The organism is Roseateles amylovorans (genome assembly GCF_025398155.2).
In the GTDB taxonomy this organism is placed as follows: domain Bacteria; phylum Pseudomonadota; class Gammaproteobacteria; order Burkholderiales; family Burkholderiaceae_C; genus Roseateles; species Roseateles amylovorans.
In genome coordinates this window covers 2,858,063-2,875,165 of sequence record NZ_CP104562.2, presented here as the reverse complement: position 1 = coordinate 2,875,165, position 17,103 = coordinate 2,858,063, and the positions used below count along the sequence as shown (strand labels likewise).

At 67.0% G+C, this 17,103-nt stretch carries 14 protein-coding genes; 7 read left to right on the top strand and 7 right to left on the bottom strand.

The genetic code is table 11. The features are described from left to right. Positions 1-10: 10 nt before the first annotated feature. Entirely contained in the window at positions 11-1,390 is a 1,380-nt protein-coding gene (locus tag N4261_RS12145; RefSeq protein ID WP_261760393.1) for a hypothetical protein, read from the bottom strand. 102 nt (positions 1,391-1,492) lie between these two features. Then, a complete protein-coding gene (locus N4261_RS12140) occupies positions 1,493-3,772 on the bottom strand; it encodes an ATP-binding protein (RefSeq protein ID WP_261760392.1) in 2,280 nt (759 codons plus the stop codon). 127 nt (positions 3,773-3,899) lie between these two features. On the opposite strand from N4261_RS12140, the gene N4261_RS12135 reads away from it, so the two are divergent. Both N4261_RS12135 and N4261_RS12130 read left to right on the top strand, forming a co-directional pair. Further along, positions 3,900-4,592 (top strand): heavy metal response regulator transcription factor, encoded by a 693-nt coding sequence (locus tag N4261_RS12135; protein WP_261760391.1) that lies wholly within the window; start codon positions 3,900-3,902, stop codon positions 4,590-4,592. 319 nt (positions 4,593-4,911) lie between these two features. Continuing rightward, positions 4,912-5,703, top strand: coding sequence for a Crp/Fnr family transcriptional regulator (locus tag N4261_RS12130; protein WP_261760390.1), 792 nt, complete (start codon positions 4,912-4,914; stop codon positions 5,701-5,703). Positions 5,704-5,963: 260 nt separating this feature from the next. Here N4261_RS12130 and pepA read toward each other — a convergent pair whose 3' ends face one another. Further along, on the bottom strand, positions 5,964-6,773 hold the full coding sequence (pepA, locus tag N4261_RS12125) for a flocculation-associated PEP-CTERM protein PepA (protein ID WP_261760389.1): 810 nt from the start codon (positions 6,771-6,773) through the stop codon (positions 5,964-5,966). Positions 6,774-7,205: 432 nt separating this feature from the next. On the opposite strand from pepA, the gene N4261_RS12120 reads away from it, so the two are divergent. Both N4261_RS12120 and N4261_RS12115 read left to right on the top strand, forming a co-directional pair. Then, complete coding sequence (locus tag N4261_RS12120) at positions 7,206-7,499, top strand: hypothetical protein (RefSeq protein WP_261760388.1); 294 nt, start codon at positions 7,206-7,208, stop codon at positions 7,497-7,499. Between the two features lie 304 nt (positions 7,500-7,803). Then, positions 7,804-8,448, top strand: a complete 645-nt coding sequence (locus tag N4261_RS12115; protein WP_261760387.1) for a cysteine hydrolase family protein — start codon at positions 7,804-7,806, stop codon at positions 8,446-8,448. Between the two features lie 105 nt (positions 8,449-8,553). On the opposite strand, the gene N4261_RS12110 is transcribed toward N4261_RS12115, so the two are convergent. The 4 genes from N4261_RS12110 to N4261_RS12095 form a co-directional block, all read right to left on the bottom strand. Continuing rightward, on the bottom strand, positions 8,554-9,015 hold the full coding sequence (locus tag N4261_RS12110; RefSeq protein WP_261760386.1) for a hypothetical protein: 462 nt from the start codon (positions 9,013-9,015) through the stop codon (positions 8,554-8,556). Between the two features lie 156 nt (positions 9,016-9,171). Beyond that, on the bottom strand, positions 9,172-10,050 hold the full coding sequence (locus tag N4261_RS12105) for a CheR family methyltransferase (RefSeq protein WP_261760385.1): 879 nt from the start codon (positions 10,048-10,050) through the stop codon (positions 9,172-9,174). An 81-nt stretch (positions 10,051-10,131) separates the two neighbouring features. Beyond that, on the bottom strand, positions 10,132-13,653 hold the full coding sequence (locus tag N4261_RS12100; protein ID WP_261760384.1) for a response regulator: 3,522 nt from the start codon (positions 13,651-13,653) through the stop codon (positions 10,132-10,134). 217 nt (positions 13,654-13,870) lie between these two features. Next, positions 13,871-15,094, bottom strand: a complete 1,224-nt coding sequence (locus tag N4261_RS12095; protein ID WP_261760383.1) for a hybrid sensor histidine kinase/response regulator — start codon at positions 15,092-15,094, stop codon at positions 13,871-13,873. Between the two features lie 308 nt (positions 15,095-15,402). Between N4261_RS12095 and N4261_RS12090 the strand changes: the two genes are divergently transcribed. Genes N4261_RS12090 through N4261_RS12080 form a run of 3 tightly spaced genes read left to right on the top strand, consistent with a single transcriptional unit; the run spans position 15,403 to position 17,102 of the window. After that, positions 15,403-16,281: an STAS domain-containing protein gene (locus tag N4261_RS12090; RefSeq protein WP_261760382.1), complete on the top strand. Its 879-nt coding sequence runs from the start codon at positions 15,403-15,405 to the stop codon at positions 16,279-16,281. A gap of 1 nt (position 16,282) precedes the next feature. Further along, complete coding sequence (locus N4261_RS12085; protein WP_261760381.1) at positions 16,283-16,702, top strand: STAS domain-containing protein; 420 nt, start codon at positions 16,283-16,285, stop codon at positions 16,700-16,702. Next, a complete protein-coding gene (locus N4261_RS12080; protein ID WP_261760380.1) occupies positions 16,686-17,102 on the top strand; it encodes an anti-sigma regulatory factor in 417 nt (138 codons plus the stop codon). The genes N4261_RS12085 and N4261_RS12080 overlap by 17 nt, the downstream gene beginning before the upstream one ends. Position 17,103: the final 1 nt, after the last annotated feature.

Genomic DNA, 17,103 nt, shown 5'->3' with positions numbered 1-17,103 from the left:
TTCCTCATGGTCACCTCCCCGCAGGGGGGCTTTGGAAGGCGTCCATCATGCCCATCGCCAGGGCCAGCGGCGGCAGCTGACGCATCCGGATCCGCCACCCCTGTCCCGGGTGGTCGGCAGGATCCGACGGCTCCAGCAGGTCGATGCGGTCGAGCACGTCCTGGACCTGCTGAGGACTGACGCCGCTGCGTCGGCACATGTCTTCGGCATCTTGCTTCAGTTGGGGATCAACGTCCCATGCGCGGAGGTTCAGGGCGGTTCCCACCAAGGCGGCCAGTCCCGCGGCGCGCTCCTCCACCGGACACCGCCGATGACGAGCCACCACCGTATCCACCGAGACCCGCTGCAGTTCCCAGAGCATGGCTTGTCCCAGGAGCCAGATCAGGTGCAGACGGGTCCCGTCGCTCACCTCATGAGTGCCTGATGCCGTGCTGCGAGGTTGGCAAAGTTGCCTGGCCGCACGCAGGCGACTGCGGTGCGCGCGCTCGGTCACCTCCCTCAGATCCGGGATGTTCAAGGTCCGCTGCACCTCGTCTGACTCATGCAGGAGCCGGGAGACAGGTGGCGTGAAGGGGATCGGTGCCATGCCGGACTGGCGCAGCAGCGCCACACCGGCCGGCAATGAGTTCTCGATCACCGCATCGCGATGCGCCAGCAAGGTCAGCGGGCGCCGGGCCTGAACCTCGACAATCCGCACGCCTTCATCCAGCACGATGGTCATCGGCGAGCGCTTGGCCGCGTGCGGTGCGCCGGGCGGGAGGTCCGCATCCAATGTGGGCTCAGCGCGCAGCACGTCGACGGTGGTGCCCCGCCCCAGCCTCACCTCGCCGCCATACAGCCTCAGCCGACCCTGGATGGTCGCTCCGTGGGTGTGCAGGCGGGCGGTGCTGCGCACCTGCACATCGCCGCAGATGGCCGAACCGCGACCGAGAAAGATCTCGCCGCCGCTCGCGCCCAGGCCGCCCTCGATGACGGCGCCGCACAGATGCAGCACCCCGTCATCCACCACCACGGTGGGACGCCCCAGTGGCGATGTCGAGGTGACGCGGGCACCGTCCAGCACCTGCAGGTGACCGCGTGCCGTCAGCAGCCGGCCTTTCAGCTCGGCGTTGGTCAACAGCAGCTCCCGGACGATCACCATGTCGCCAGTCACCCGGCCGCGGGTCACGGCCAGGTGGCGTCGCCACACCAAGGGGCCGTCGTGCGCCGCGGCCGGCAGGTCTTCAGCAGGCACCCAGCTGGGCGACGCGGTCAGGTTCCGCCGCCGCCCGGCCAGCATGAAATCACGCGCCTCGGCGATCGCGTCGGCGTCTGCGTCTGCGTCGGCGCGAGTCTGCTCCCGCAGCGAATCACTGCGGTTCAGCAACGCCGTCATCACGGTCCCGGACACCCTTGATCCAAACGTTGGCACCATCAAGCCTCGCTCCGAAAGCGGGCTCAGTCTGTGGGTCCCGACTCGGGTTCCAGGCTGAAACGCGCTGGGGGTCGCGGCTCAGGTCCCAGGCAAAAACTCGCCGGTGTTGGCCGCTACACCGGCCTGGTTCATCGCCTCGGCCAGCTTGGCCGCCACGGCGTGGATCTCATACGGTTTGGCGACGAGCGGAACATCGGGCGCCTCCTCGATCCGCACCGGATGGCCGCTGGCCAGCACCACCGGCAAGGTCGGCTTGAGCACCCGAAGGGTCCGCGCCAGGTCCACGCCGCTGCGGGTCCCGGGCATGACGATGTCGGACAGCACCACGTCCACCGGCGTCCCACCGCGCAGCAGGTCCAGCGCCTGGTCGGCGGTCGGCGCGGTCACCACGCTGAAGCCCAGGTCCTCCAGAGACTGCGCCGTCAGCTCCCGCACCGAGGCATCGTCTTCCACCAGCATCACCCGCCCGCGGTAACGGCGGTTCTGTCCCGGCGCCGCCGCAGCGGGTGCGTCGTCCAAGAGCGCCAGGGTCCGAGGCAGCCAGACCGCGACCTCGGTGCCCAGGCCGACCTTGCTGTGGATCGTTGCCGCACCGCCGGCACCGCGCGCCAGCGCATACACCTGCGCCAGCCCCAGCCCCGTGCCCTGGCCCACCGGTTTGGTGGTGAAGAAGGGTTCGAAGGCTCGGCTGATCTGTTCGGCATTCATGCCGTCGCCGTTGTCCGTCACCACGATGCGCACATACTCGCCCGGCGTCAGGTCATGCACCTGGCCCGCCTGGACACACTGGTTGTCCGCAGCGACCGACAGCCGACCGCGACCATGCATCGCATCCCGCGCGTTGAGCGCCAGGTTCAGCACCGCCAGCTCCAGCTGGACCGGATCGGTCTTCACTGACCAGAGCGCGTCGTCGACCTTGAAGTGGACCTCCACCGCGCTGCCCACCGCCCCGCCGACCAGTTCCATCAGATCGGGCAATTGCCGCCGCAAATCGATGACCGCTTCATGCCCGACCTGCTGCCGACCGAACGCCAGCAACTGACGAGTCAGTTGCGAAGCCTTGCCGGTCGCGCGCTGACAGGCGGCCAGGGCGGCATCGCCTCGCGGCTCTGAATTGAGACGGCGGGCCAGCTCCAGGCCGGTCGTCATGGTCTGAAGCAGGTTGTTGAAATCATGCGCAATGCCGCCGGTCAATCGCCCCAGCGCTTCCAGCTTCTGGCTGCGCAACGCCGCCTGCTGCGCGCTGCGCGTCTCGGCCACCGCCGCGTCGATCTCCGCCCTCAGCCGATGCTCGCTGCCGGCGCGCTCGCGGCTGGCAGTGGCCAAGGCATGCTGGACCGTGTCGATTTCTTCCACGCCGGTGGGACCGTCCGCCACCGTCTCGCCACCACCCATCCGGATGGCGTCCTCACGGAGCTTTTGCAGGGGCTCGACGATGTCGCGGGCCATCCGGCGCACCATCCACAGCGCCACCAGGATGAAGACGGTGGAGATCGAGAGGGTCAATGCAAATGCGGCCCAGGCGGACTTCGCCAGCTCCGCGCGGTCCAGCCCGATCAGCACCACCCAGCCGGAATCCGGCGCACGGCTGAACACGGTGAAGACCGGCACGCCGTCCAGCGTGCGGGCATCGACCACGCCGCGGTCGGTGGTGGCGATGGCCTGGCGCATCGCGTCGCTGGCCACCTGCCCCACCCGTCGCTCCGGATCCCGCGTCCGCGCCGCCACCCGGCCTTGGCGATCCAGCACCACCCCCAGCCAGCCTTCCGGCAGCGGCTGATCGCGAAAGATCTGCTGCAATTCCGTCGCCGGACTGCCGTAACCCAACAACATCGCCTGACCGTTGACCGTCACCGGCACCCGCACCGCAAAGGTGTAGCGCTCATCCACCGGGCCGTGGAAGAGATCGGACACGATCAGCCGCCGCCCGCTCTGCATGCCGGTGGCGAACGCCGGCGAGCGCGTCAGCGGCTGCCCCCAGGGAATCCGGGTGTTGATCAGTTGCTGCCCGTCGGGCGTGACCAGCACGATGGTGTTGGTGGAGCCGTCCGCCAGCCGAGCGGCCTCGCGGTAGAAATCCTGCAGGCGACCCTCTCTCAAGCTGGGAGAGACGGTCAACGCCTTTAGCAGCGCGGTGCGCACCGCCATCTCGCGGTCGGTGACCAGGCTGAGCGCCTCGGCGGTTTCCAGTGCGGCATTCACCACCGCGCGGCGCTCGGCCCGGAACACGGCGATGCCGGCAATCACCGACAGCAGCAGCGTCGGCAGCACCATCAGCCACACGATGGTGCGCAGTTTGGCGGTGATGGATCCCCCGGCGCGAAAGGACAGTGAGAACGGCGGGGACCAGATGGGCATCGGGAAATTCTAGAGCGAGGCACTGTCCTTGCAGTGCGAAGCTCAGTCCGTGCGCGATAGGGGTAAACGCGTGCGGATGACAAAACCGTCATCCACGAACTGATGCGTCGCCGGTAGGATCGGCTGCATGAAGCTTTTGGTGGTTGAAGACGAGATCAAATTGGCGGACTACCTGCGCAATGGCCTGACGCAGGAGGGCTTTGTGGTCGACGTGGCGCATGACGGCGTCGACGGGCTGCATCACGCCACCGAGGGCCAGTACGACCTGATGGTGCTCGACGGCATGCTGCCCGGCATTGACGGCATGGCGGTGCTGGCGGCGCTGCGGCAGTCCGACCGCACGCGTCGGCTGCCGGTGCTGATGCTCACCGCGCGGGGTCAGGTCGAGGACCGGGTGCGCGGCCTTCAAGGCGGCGCGGACGACTACCTGGTCAAGCCCTTCGCCTTCTCCGAACTCGTCGCGCGACTGCATGTGCTGATGCGCCGCGCCGACAGCGCTCCCACCACGTCGGCCACCGTGCTTCGCCTGGGCGACCTCGAGATCGACCTGCTGCGGCGCAAGGCCCACCGCGCCGGCCAGCGGCTGGACCTGACCGCCAAGGAATTCAATCTGCTGACCCTGTTGCTGCGGCGCACCGGCGAGGTCTTGTCCCGCACCGAACTGGCCGAACAGGTCTGGGACATGAATTTCGACAGTGAAACGAATGTGGTGGAAGTGGCCGTTCGTCGACTGCGGGCCAAGCTGGATGTGCCCTTCGAATCGCCGCTGCTGCACACGGTGCGCGGCATGGGCTATGTGCTTGAACAGCGTGTGACCTGAGACCGTCACCGGCACGGCGGACGAAGAGATTCCGATCTGGAGTGACCGTGGAGTCGCCGTGGAGTCGCCGTGGAGTCGCCGTGGAGTCGCCGTGGAGTCGCTTCTGATTGTCACGGCGCGCCCGGCTCGCTGGCCGCCAGCCCCGTCGCCAAGCGGGATGAGCGACGGATGGTCCTTCTCGACCGCACCGATGGCGATCGATGAAACGCCTTGAAACTCAATCGGGCACGCAGTTTGCCATCCTCTTCCCTTGGAACCTTTCGAATGGCGGCGACCGGCTGCCAGGGGGAAAGGCTCATGGATCCGATGGAGTTCGCCGATGGCGCTTTCACTTGCCTCTACCGCCCCTGCCGCGTCGATGCGCGGCAATCTTCTGCTGTCGCAATGGCCGCCGGAAGACCTGTCCCGCTGGATGAACCAGTTGGAAGCGGTGGAGCTCCTGAAAGGCCGTGTGCTGTTCGAGGCCGGATCTCCGTCGGCCCATGTCTATTTCCCCACCACATCGATCGTGTCCCTGATCTACACGACGCATTCCGGCACCTCGTCGCAGGTGGCAATGGTCGGTCCGGAAGGTGCGGTCGGTCTGGCGGTGCTGATGGGGGGGGAATCGCCGGCCTGCCGGGCAGTGGTTCAACGCTCCGGCCTGGCCTGGCGCATGCGCAGCCAGACCTTGCGCGACGAATTCCAGCGCGGTGGCGCACCGGCCCAATGGCTGCTGCGCTATCTGCAATCGCTCATCACCCAGATTGCGCAGGCGGCCGTCTGCAATCGGCATCACTCGCTGGAACGGCAGTTGTGCCGCTGGCTGCTGATGTGCCTGGACCGCCAGCACGGCCACAGCGAACTGTCGGTGACCCAGGAATGGATCGCCAACATGCTGGGCGTGCGTCGGGAGGGCGTGACGGAGAGCGCTCAGCGCCTCCAGGCCGCCGGTCTGATCCGCTACACGCGCGGCCATATCGCCGCACTGGATCGACCGGGGCTGGAGGCCCGAGCCTGCGAGTGCTATGCCCTGCTCAAGCAGGACTTCCAACGGTTGCTGCCTCATCCCGAGACCGACGACACCGACGCGACCACCTCTGCCTACGCGCCGTTCGCCGTTCAGGCCTGAGCCCGAACCGCCGTCACCCACAGCTCTCCCACGTCTTCACCTCGATCGAGCGCCAAACGCCGCGACGCCAATGCGGCGAGGCGCTTGCGCGTCCATCGCCGATCGATCGTTCATCGTCATTCCAGCCTCATCGATGAGGGTGGCGAGAAGGGTCCGTACCGGCACCCACCGTCGCCTCACCAGATCACTCAACCGCGGCGCTGACGCGCCACGATCGGTCATCCAGCCAGGAACGCTGACGCGTTCCCGTTCACTTCAGTTCACTTCTCGCCGCGGTTGCGACGGCGGGCCACGAAGCCGATGGCGGCCAGACCGCACAGCAGCATCGCGTAGCTGGCCGGTTCCGGCACCGGCGTCGCGAAGTTGATCGAACCACCACCTTGACTGATCGAGAAGCCAGTGCCGTCAGCGAACGGCGTGACTTGCGAGGTCGTGTTGGAGAACGAGGTCAGCGCCACGGTGTACGGCACCGACGGATCGGCGAAGAAGCCCGGAGCCAGCCAGTTGGCGGTCAGGCTGGCATTGGCTGACGGATTGAAGGTGGTGCCGTCGCCGGAAGGCACGGTCGCCACATTGCCGAACTTCAGCGTGCCAGAGGCCAGGGCGATTTCGCCGGTGGCGGTTTCAGTCGGCGTCTTGCCGGTCACGCCGAAGGAGGCGGAACCGTTGTAGCCGTACAGGGTGTAGCTCAGCGTGTCCAGCTTGCCCAGCGTGGCGGTGGTGCCAGGGGCGCCGTTGGTGGTCAGCGTACCGGTACCGGTGAACTGGATGTACAGGCCGTAGGTGCTGTTCAGGCCAGTGGGCAGCACGGCGCCGCCGCCGAGCTGGGCCGCGCTGACGGTCAGGTAGCCGGTTTCGGTGAAGGTGTCGCTGGCGCCGAAGGTGACCGTCGAATAGTTCGAGATCAGCAGGTTGTCCGCAGTGAAGGCCGCGCCGTTCAGGCCGGCGGCGGTGGGATCCCAGGTGAACGCGGGCAGCGCCGAAGCGCTGGCGCTGGCGGCCGCGAGGGCCAAGGCCAGCAGAGTTCGTTGCACGCCAGTCGATTGGCGCGAGAGCATAGGCAGAGTCATGGTGGTTGCTCCGATAAGAGAGAAGTCGTCCGCACGTCGCGGACAACGGAGTTCACCATTGACACCTCTTGACGTCTGTTCGCCCACCCACATTAAAAATGGACATGTACCCAGAACCCGCGACGACAAAGGCTCTGGAAGTGTGATGAACCCCGCATTTAAGGGTGTCAATTTGTTGCAGCGCAACAGCAATCAAAGCGCCCTTTCCCCGCCATTGGGTAACGAGTCGTTGCAATGGTGCGCCGCAAAGGACGGAAAACCAGCCGCCGAGAGAGAGAACCCGGCGCCCGATCCGTCTCCGCGAGCCCTCAATGCATTGCCGACATCGCCCATTCAGTGTCGTACTGCACCATTGCACCGGTTTTCGATCTGCTGCACCTGCACATGGCCTCGGACAATGGCCGCTGTTGTCCGATTTCGCCAGGTTGCCCCATGAACAAGTCGTCTTCCGCCACTGCTTCTCTCTCCTCCACCGCGCTGTCCGGTGTGGCGGGATTGATGCTCGGCCAGGTGGTCCTGGCGCTGGCCCTGCACCATGGCCGCAGCATCGAAGGGCTGGGCTTCGCGGTGGTGTTCCTGCTGGCGGGCGCCGCCTCGGTGGCCTGCTTCCTCACCCATCGGCACCAGGCGCAACGCCCCCGTGACGAACCGGCGCCGGTCTCCGTCTGGCTCATCGCACTCGCGCTGGGCGTGATCGCCTCGCTGTGGATCGCCGGTAGCGTCTGAATTGCTGAGAGGCGCTGAAGGCCGCTGAGGGCCGCTGAAAGGCGCTGAGGGCGCTGGACAGCCCCTGGGGCCGGTCAAAAGATGCCGGGGCCCCCAGGGCCGCCTCGGACGGGTTGCAGGATCTCACCAGGCCCGCTCGCAAGGGAACGCGGTGGCAGTGGGTCACGTCGTACGCGGCACAGGCGCTGCCGGGTGGAGCAGCCCCCTCACCGGGACCTCGCGCATCCTCAGAGCGACGGACGAGAAGCGCCGCACTTCGGCGCACCATGGGCTCACAGGTACGGGAGTTGCCCGTTTCCCCTCCATGACCTCCGCTCGCCCCTCCGGTCACGGCCGCACATCGACGGGACGCACGTCCGAAGACAGAGCCGCTCGCCGCAGCGCGGTGACGCGTACGCCGGAGGACGCCTTGCCCGGTTCACGCCGTGTGCTGTTGCTCGTGGACTTCATCAATCCGCTGCAGTTTCACGGCGCCGAGGACCTCGCGCAGGACGCGCTCGAAGCCGCCCGAGCTGCGGCGGCTTTCAAAAAGCGGTTCTGCGCCGACGGATCACGCGCCATCTATGTCAACGACAACTTTGGACAGTGGCGATCGGACTTCCGCACGCTGCTGCGTGAATGCCGGCGCCAGGGCGGCGCGGCCGCGCAACTCGCCAGACGGCTCGCGCCTGCCCAGCAGGATCTGATGGTGCTCAAGCCGCGGCACTCGGGTTTTCACGCCACGCCGCTGGAACTGCTGCTGAAGACCTTGGGCGCTCGCGAACTCGTCGTGACCGGATTGGCCACCGACTACTGTGTGATGTGCACCGCCATGGATGCCTATGTGCGGGGCTACAAGGTCTGGGTGCCCGAGGACTGCACCGCCGCCGAATCGCCACGGCGCAAGCACGAAGCGCTGAGCTGGATGCAGGAGGCGCTCAAGGCCCGGGTGAGCCCGGCGCATCCCTGAAGCCTGAGGTGGGGGTGGCCCGCTGAGTGCGGGGCTTGTCACCGCGGTCGCGAACGCCCCCGCGCCGGTGCGCCGATGGGCTTCATCCCACCGGCTGTCCAGGACTCAGCGTCGGACGCGAGCGTCGGTGGGCTCCGCCTGACCGGCGTCCTCGTCCACCTCGTCGTCATCAAGCGCTTCGAGCTCATCACCGTCATGCTCGGCATCGGGGCCGGCACTGGGGTCGTCTCCGCTGGCAAGTTCTTCGACGTCGATGTCGCTGTCGAAGTCGAGTTGATCGGATGGACCGGTGCGGATGCTGTCGGGCAGGATGTCGCCGTCCTCGCGATCACGGCGTCCCGGCGTGGCCGAGGCCCGCTCGCCGGTGCCGAAACGATCGGTGTCGCTGCTGATGTCGGACGGCACCGCACCCAGGTTATCGGGATCATCCGGGCCGGTGGCCATGGCGCGTTCACCGGAGACATCGCTGCCGCTGTCGGAACTGTCGCTGGGGCCGAGTGCGTCGGTCCCGGTGCCCTTGTGGCGCTCGGGCACGGTGGTGCCGCCGAGAATGCTGCTGGTTGCCATGAAAAACTCCTGGTCATCGTGTGAATCGATGACCTGTACAGGCAAGCCTCGCGCCCGTTCGCTCCTGGCCAAGGCCCTCAGCGCTCAGCGCTCAGCCATCGGCCTTCTACTTTCAGCCGTCAGCCGTCAGCGCATGGTCCTCTGCGCGGCGCCGATTCAGGTCTTCTTCTGGTAGATGCGCTCCCGCGGCGCCAGCTCGCTGAAGTCGCCCGAATGCGCCGAGAAGCGGATCGTCTCCCGCGCGCCGAGTCCCAGAAAGCCCTGGCGGCACAGGGCATCGCGGAACAGCCCGATCGCCCGGTCCTGCAGGCCGCGGTTGAAGTAGATCAGCACATTGCGGCAGGACACCAGTTGCACTTCGGCAAACACGCTGTCGGTCGACAGGCTGTGATCGCTGAACACAATGTGTTCCTTCAGGCTCTTGTCCAGCAGCACATGGTCGTAGGCGGCGGTGTAGTAGTCCGACAGCGACCCCGTGCCGCCCGCGCGGCGGTAGTTCTCGGTGAAGCCGGGCACCAGCTCCATTCGGTAGACGCCCGCTTGGGCATGCATCAAGGCCTCATGGCTGATGTCGGTGGCGTAGATGAGGGTGCGCTCCAGCAAGCCCTCTTCGCGCATCAGGATGGCCAGCGAATAGGCCTCCTCGCCGCTGCTGCAGCCCGCCACCCAGATCTTCAGCGACGGATAGGTGCGCAGCACCGGCACCACCTGTTCCCGCAAGGCCAGGAAGTACTCCGGGTCGCGGAACATCTCGCTGACCTGCACGGTGAGATCGCCCAGCACCGAGCGGAACACCTCCGGCTCGCGCAGCAGACGCCCTTGCAACTGCGACAGGCTCAGACAGTCGAAGCGCTGCATCGCCGCCTTGAGCCGGCGTCGCAGCGAGCTGTCGGCATAGTCGCGGAAATCGTAGTGGTAGCGCAGGTAGATGGCCTCGAGGATCAAGCGGACCTCGATGTCCAGCTCACTGCCCGCCGCCGCTACCCGATCGCCGCGTGCCGCGCCGGCTGCCGATTCACCGCCCAACTCGCTCATGCCGCTGATGCCTCCTGATGTCCGTTCACTGCCTGGGATGGGCGAAGCGGGCCTGCGCGCCGAAGCCGGCGGGCACTGCGCTCATCGCGGCATCCACACCCGCACCAGCGAGAGCAGTTTCTCGATGTCCAGCGGCTTGGCAATGTAGTCGTTGGCGCCGGCGGCCATGCATTTCTCCTGGTCGTCCTTCATCGCCTTGGCGGTCAACGCAATGATGGGCAGGCGCTTGTGCTCGGGCCGCTCGCGGATGGCGCGCATCGCGGTGTAGCCGTCCATCTCCGGCATCATGATGTCCATCAGCACCAGGTCCACCGGCGGCATCGCGCCATCGCCCTGGGACGGCTTGTTGAGGCGCTCCAGCGCCTCGCGACCATTGCGGGCGATGTCCACCTTCACCCCCTTGGGCTCCAGCACCGCGGACAGCGCGAAGATGTTGCGCACATCGTCCTCCACCACCAGCACCCGACGGCCCTCGAGCATGTTGTCGCGGGCGCGGACTTCCTTGAGCATCTTCTGGCGCTCCGGCGGCAACTGCGACTCGACCTGGTGGAGGAACAGCGTGACCTCATCGAGCAGCCGCTCGGGCGACCGGGCGCCCTTGATGATGATGGAGCGGGAATAGCGCCGCAGCTGCTGTTCCTGCAGCGGCGTCAGGCTGTGGCCGGTATAGACGATCACCGGCGGGAAGGCGACATCGTCCTGCAGGGCCATCTGGTCCAGCAGTTCATAGCCGCTCATGTCCGGTAGGTTCAGGTCCATCACCATGCAATCGAAGGTGGAGGTCCGCAAGGCGGCCAGCGCCTCGGTGGCCGTGGCCACGCCCTGGATATGGACCTCGTCGCCTGCAAGCAGATGGCGGATGCTGTCGAGCTGGCGGACATCGTCTTCCACCACCAGCACACGGCGAAGGCGTTGCGAGAACTTGGCCTCCAGCAGATGCAGCGCCACCTCCAGCTCGTCGCGCTTGACCGGCTTGAGCGCATAACCGACGGCACCGCGCTCCATCGCCTCATGGGTGTAGTCGGCCACGGAGATCACGTGCACCGGAATGTGCCTTGTCAGCGGTTCGCGCTTGAGCCGGTCCAGCACGCCGAGACCGGAATGGTCCGGCAGGTTCATGTCGAGCAGGATCGCGCTGGGTGCGTAGCGCTGCGCCACGCCCAGGCCGTGCTCGGCGGTGTGGGCCATCAGACAGAGGAAGCCACGCTCGCGGATCAGGTCCCGCAGGATGGAGGCGAAGCGTTCATCGTCCTCGATCACCAGGATCGCCCGCGCGCCCGGCACCCAGGCCAGGCGGTCGTCATCGAGCTGCGGCAGTCGCGCGTCCGGCGCCATGGGCGCAGGTTGCGCCAGGGCCGACTCGGTCGCCACACCCTGGCTCAGGCTCAAGGTCTCCGGCGCGGGCTTCATGGCGGGGGGCGGCGTCAGCGGCGGCTGCGCCGGGGACAGCGGCCGCGGCTGTTCCGCTTCGGCGGTGACTTCATGGTGTTGCGGCAGCACCAGGCTGAAGGTGCTGCCATGGCCGGCCGCGCTTTGCAGATGGATGTCGCCACCCAGCAGCCGCGCCAGATCGCGCGAGATGGACAAGCCCAGCCCAGTGCCACCGTACTTGCGGTGGGTGCTGCCGTCGGCCTGGCGGAAGGCTTCGAAAATCAGCGCCTGCTGCTCCGGCGCGATGCCGATGCCGCTGTCCTTGACCGCAAACACCAGGCGGCCGTCCTGCGTGCCGCCGACTTCCATCCGCACCGAGCCCTTCTCGGTGAACTTCAAGGCATTCGACAGCAGGTTCTTGAGGATCTGGCTGAGCTTGGCTTCATCGGTCTCCAGCCAATCCGGAGCGCCCGGATTCAGTTGCAGCGCGAAGGCCAGGTTCCGCTGCGCGGCAATGGGCGCGAAGATCTGCGTGAGTTGCTGGAGCAGCCGCGGCACCGGCACGCGCTCGACCTGCAGGTCCACCTTGCCCGATTCGATCTTGGACAGATCGAGGATGTCATTGATCAGCGCCAGCAGGTCATTGCCCGCAGAGCTGATGGTCTGAGCGAAGCGTACCTGCTCCTCGGTCAGGTTGCCGTCCTTGTTGTCCGCCAGCAGCTTGGCCAGGATCAGGGTGGAATTCAACGGGGTGCGCAGCTCATGGCTCATGTTGGCCAGGAACTCGCTCTTGTATTGGTTGGAGCGCTCCAGCGCCTCGGCGCGCTCGGTCATGATCTGCTGCGCCTCGGTCAGATCGGCGCTTTGCAGTTCGAGCTGTCGCGCCTGCTCTTCGAGCTGGGCATTGCTCTGCTCCAACTCGGTCTGCTGGAACTCCAGGCGGATCTGGGATTCACGCAGCGCATTGCCCTGCTCTTCCAGCTCCTCATTGCTGGCGCGCAGCTCCTCTTGCTGCATCTGCAGCTCTTCGGCTTGGCGACGGCTCTCTTCCAGCAACGCTTCCAGGCGGGTGCGGTCCTTGGCCGCGCGCAGGGCCATCGCCACCGGCTCGGCCACGCGCTTGAGCAGCTCCGCACCGGCTTCACCAACCGGGCGCACAAAGCCCAGTTCGATCACGCATTGCACGCCGCCATCAATGCCGGCCGGGCCGATCAGCAGTTCGGTCGAAGCAGTCTTGCCCAGCGTCGACGACACCATCAGGTAGTCCGCCGGCAGTGACTTCAAATGCACCGGCCGGCGATCCCGGGCCGCCTGACCCAACAGGCTCTCGCCGCTGCGCACCACCGTGGGCGCATTCGCGTCCACCGGCAAGGCATGCCCGGCCACGCGCTCGAAGCTGCCGTCCTTCTGTGTCACATAGAAGGCGCCCACCTGCGCGCCGGTGTAGCGGGCCAGGAAGCCGATCACCACTTCGGCCAGCCGCTCGACCTGCGGATCGCCTTGCATTTCCACGCCCAGCGCAGCTTGGCCGGCCTTGAGCCATTCCTCGATCTTGGCGGCGCGATAGGCGCGTGCGGTCAACGCGGCCGAGATCAACACCAAGGTGAGCAACACCAGCGAGCCGCCCCACATCACATACTGGGTCTGGATGACTGCGGCATCCCAGGTGGCGCGGCGATTGGCCGCACTCTCGCGCTCCTCGCGCTCCATCTCACCCAGCAGGGTGCGGATCCGGTCCATCAGGATCCGGCCGCGATCGCCCTGCACCGTGGCCACCGCACTGGCCGCGTCACCCAGCCGGCGCCGTTCGATGGTCTGGTCCATCTCGGCCAGCTTGGCCTTGAACAGTTGCTCCACCGATGTCAGCCGACCGAGTTGAGGCCGGTTGTTCTGCCAGGCCGCGCGCAGCCGGGTCACAGCCGCGGGCAAAGTGACCTGCGCGGTGTTGAAGGGCAACAGATAGGTGTCGGTGCCGGTCAGCAGATAACCGCGCTGGCCGGTTTCAGCATCCTTGATCGCCGAGCCGAGCGCCTGGATCTGCTCCTGCACTTCCATCGTGCGGGTCATCGCATCGGCGGTGGCCGCCTGGGTCTGCTGGGAGCGCCAGGAGAACCAGGCGGTGATCGCAATGGTGAGCACCGCAAGCGCAAAGCCCAGCAGCGTCGGCAACGGCAACCAGCGCAGCCGTTGCAGCGGACGATCCAGTTCAATACCTGAGTTGGAGAATGGCATGGGAGAAAACGTAGCGGGTCGGCACGAGGTGCGCGCATCCTAGCCGCTCCCTCACAGGCGTTCCCTCAAGGTTGATCGGGGTCAGAGGCGTGGTTCGCCCCGCGCGTTGACGGTGATGGCCGTTGAGCCCCACGTGCTGCCAGCACGCGGCGCACAGGAGGGGTGGCGGCGGGCTCCCGCCGGCGACCACATCGGGCGCGGGGCAGCGGGCGGACCATCAGCGTTCCGCCTGGTGGCGCGGCAGCAGCAGCTCGAACATCGTGCCCTGCCGCTGGCGGGACCCGCCGATGAGCGATCCGCCGTGGGCGCGCGCCACACGCTCGGGATCATGCAGCCCGGGGCCGACATGCGGCGACGCCATGCCGGACACCGGCTCATGCCCGCCGAAGAGATGGGTGGACGCTTCGGCAGACAGCACCGTGTCGAAGCTCACCCGCAGCAGCAGCGAGCGGTGGGCATTGCCATCGACCTGGATGCGGATCGCCGCATCGCCGGCATGGGTGGCCGCCTGCATCAGCAGTTGGTCAAGGGCCTGGGCCATCAGGCCCGGGTCGAAATCGCCCACGGTGTCGCCCAGGCGCTCGAATTCCGGCGGCGACCACAGCACCGCCTGGTTGGCTTCGATGTCCAGCCGCTGCGCCGCCAGGGTCGCGAGATCACCGCGCTTGACCTTGACCTGCAGCAGGTCGCACGGACGCTGCGCCAGACTGCCGAGGTGATCCACCTGACGGCCCAGCAGAGACGCCGCGGCCTTCATCCGGGCGCCGGCCTTCTGCATCGCGGGTTGCTCGGTCTGGCGAATCAGCAGTTCCGCATTGAGCATCATCACGGAGAGCGGACCCCGGATGTCGTGAGAGAGCGCGCTGAGCATCAGCGCATTGACCCGTGCCAGGCGCTCTTGCTCGGCAATGCGTTCGGCCAGCAGCATGCGTTGGCGGTGCAGATCCGCAAACACCGCCACCTTGCTGCGCAGCACATGGGCATCCACCGGCTTGTAGATGAAGTCCACCGCGCCCGCTTCGTAGCCCTTGAAGCTGCGCTGGTTTTCCTTGGCGCCAGCCGTCAGGAAGATGATGGGCACATGGCGGGTGCGTTCGGCGCCGCGCATCAGTTCCGCCAGGGTGAAGCCGTCCATGCCCGGCATCTGGACATCCAGCAGCGCGAGCATCACATCGTGGGTGAGCAGCAGTTCCAGCGCCTCGTGGCCGGACTCGGCAGTCAGCACCTGCAGTTCGGGCTGGGTGTCGGCCAGCAAGGCCTGCATCGCCAGCAGGTTCTGCGGCTTGTCGTCCACCACCAGGATGTTCATGGGAGGCGTCGTCGGCTTGCTGTTCATTGTGCTGTCGCTGTCCGGCGCCCGCTCGCGCGCCATCATCATTGCTGCTTCGACCACGTCGTTCTCCCACTCGTTCCTTCGCCTGATGTGTTCAAGGCGTGTCATGTTTGTCTTTCCGAGACACACTCACCAGCGCAACAAACGCCCGGCAGACGCATCTCCGCGGACTAAAGGGCAATCCGCGTGCCCAACCCACCCCTGGGATAAACCCTCGGTGGCACCTCGCGCGAGGCGACACAGGGCCCCAGTTAATATGCGACCGCTTTTCGACTGGCACGCCGTATGCCGGAGGGGGTCGGACGATCGGGATGTCGTGCGACTTCCGTTCACTCGTTCAGCGTCACCGGGTGGTGCCGGCAGCAGCGATTTCCATGCGGAGACCGCTCGGGCCCCATGCGCCCTCTAAGGAACTTATGACACAACACAGCGCCGCGATTGAAGATCTGCTCTCGACCACCCGCGATCAGGTCCTGGCCGAATGGCAAGGCGAACTGCGTACCGGAAACGGTGGACGCGCGCTCAACACCGAGCTGCGCGAAACGGCCGAACTGGCGGACGCCCTGCTCGGCGGTCTTCGCCAAGCCGGTGACACCCAGAACCTCGATCACCCGGCCTGGGCGACGGTGCGCGACGTGCTGGCCGCCCTGTCCGGCTCGCGCGCGGCGCAGGGCTCGACCGCGGCGGAAACCAGCCGCTTCGTGCTGGCGCTGAAAAAACCGCTGTTCGCCGGTGTGCAGCGCCACTTGAGTGCGCAGCCGGAGGCGCTGGTCGCCGCGACCTGGGAGATCTCCACCCTGGTCGACCAGATGGCCCAGTACACCGTCACCACCTACCAACGCAGCCGCGAAGAGGTGATCGCGCGCCAGCAGCAGGAACTGCTGGAGCTCTCGACCCCGGTGGTGAAGCTGTGGGAGGGCGTTCTGGCGGTGCCGATGATCGGCACGCTCGACAGCGGCCGCACCCAGCTCGTCATGGAGGCGCTGTTGCAACGCATCGTCGAGACCGGCTCCGAACTGGCCATCATCGACATCACCGGCGTGCCGACCGTCGACACGCTGGTGGCGCAGCATCTGCTCAAGACCGTCACCGCCATCCGGCTGATGGGCGCGGACTGCATCATCAGCGGCATCCGCCCGCAGATCGCGCAGACCATCGTGCACCTGGGCATCGACCTGGACGGCATCACCACCAAGGCCTCGCTGGCCGATGCGCTGGCGCTGGCGATCAAGCGCGCCGGCTTCGTGGTGTCGCGCCCGCGTGCCGGCGGCTCGGCCCTGTCCCGGGCCGATTGAGATGCAGCGCATCCCGATCCTCCAGATGGGGCGCACCCTGCTGGTGACCATCCAGGTCGACCTGCAGGACCAGACCGCCCTCGCCCTCCAGGACGACCTGGCCAACAAGATCCAGCACACCGGCGCCTCCGGCGTGCTGATCGACATCTCCGCCCTGGAGATCGTCGATTCCTTCATCGGCCGCATGCTGGCCGGCATCTCGAGCATCGCCCGGGTGCTGGGCGCGACCTCGGTGGTGGTCGGCATGCAGCCGGCCGTGGCGATCACGCTGGTCGAGCTGGGCCTGTCTCTGCACGGCGTGCGCACCGCGCTGAATGTGGAACGCGGCATGCGGCTGCTCCAGCAGGCCGATGACCGTCTGCAGCCCGAGGTGAACGAGGTGTCCGACGAGGAGCAGTCCCTTGATGCCGACCCCCGCTGACGCGCCCGGTGATGGCCGCCTGCCCATCCGCAGCGAGCCCGACATCGTGCTGGCACGCCAGCAGGTGCGCCGGCTGACCCAGGCGCTGAAGTTCTCGCTGGTCGACCAGACCAAGATGATCACCGCCGCCAGCGAGCTGTCGCGCAACACGCTGATCTACGGCGGCGGCGGCGACATGGTGTGGAAACTGGTCCACCAGGGCGTGCGTTCGGGCCTGCGTCTGGACTTCATCGACCAGGGCCCCGGCATTCCGGACCTGGACCTGGCGCTCAAGGACGGCTGGACCTCCGGCAACGGCATGGGCATGGGCCTGTCGGGCAGCAAGCGGCTGGTCAACGACTTCGAGATCGACACCGGCCCCGGCCGCGGCACGCGCGTGAGCATCACGCGATGGAAATAGC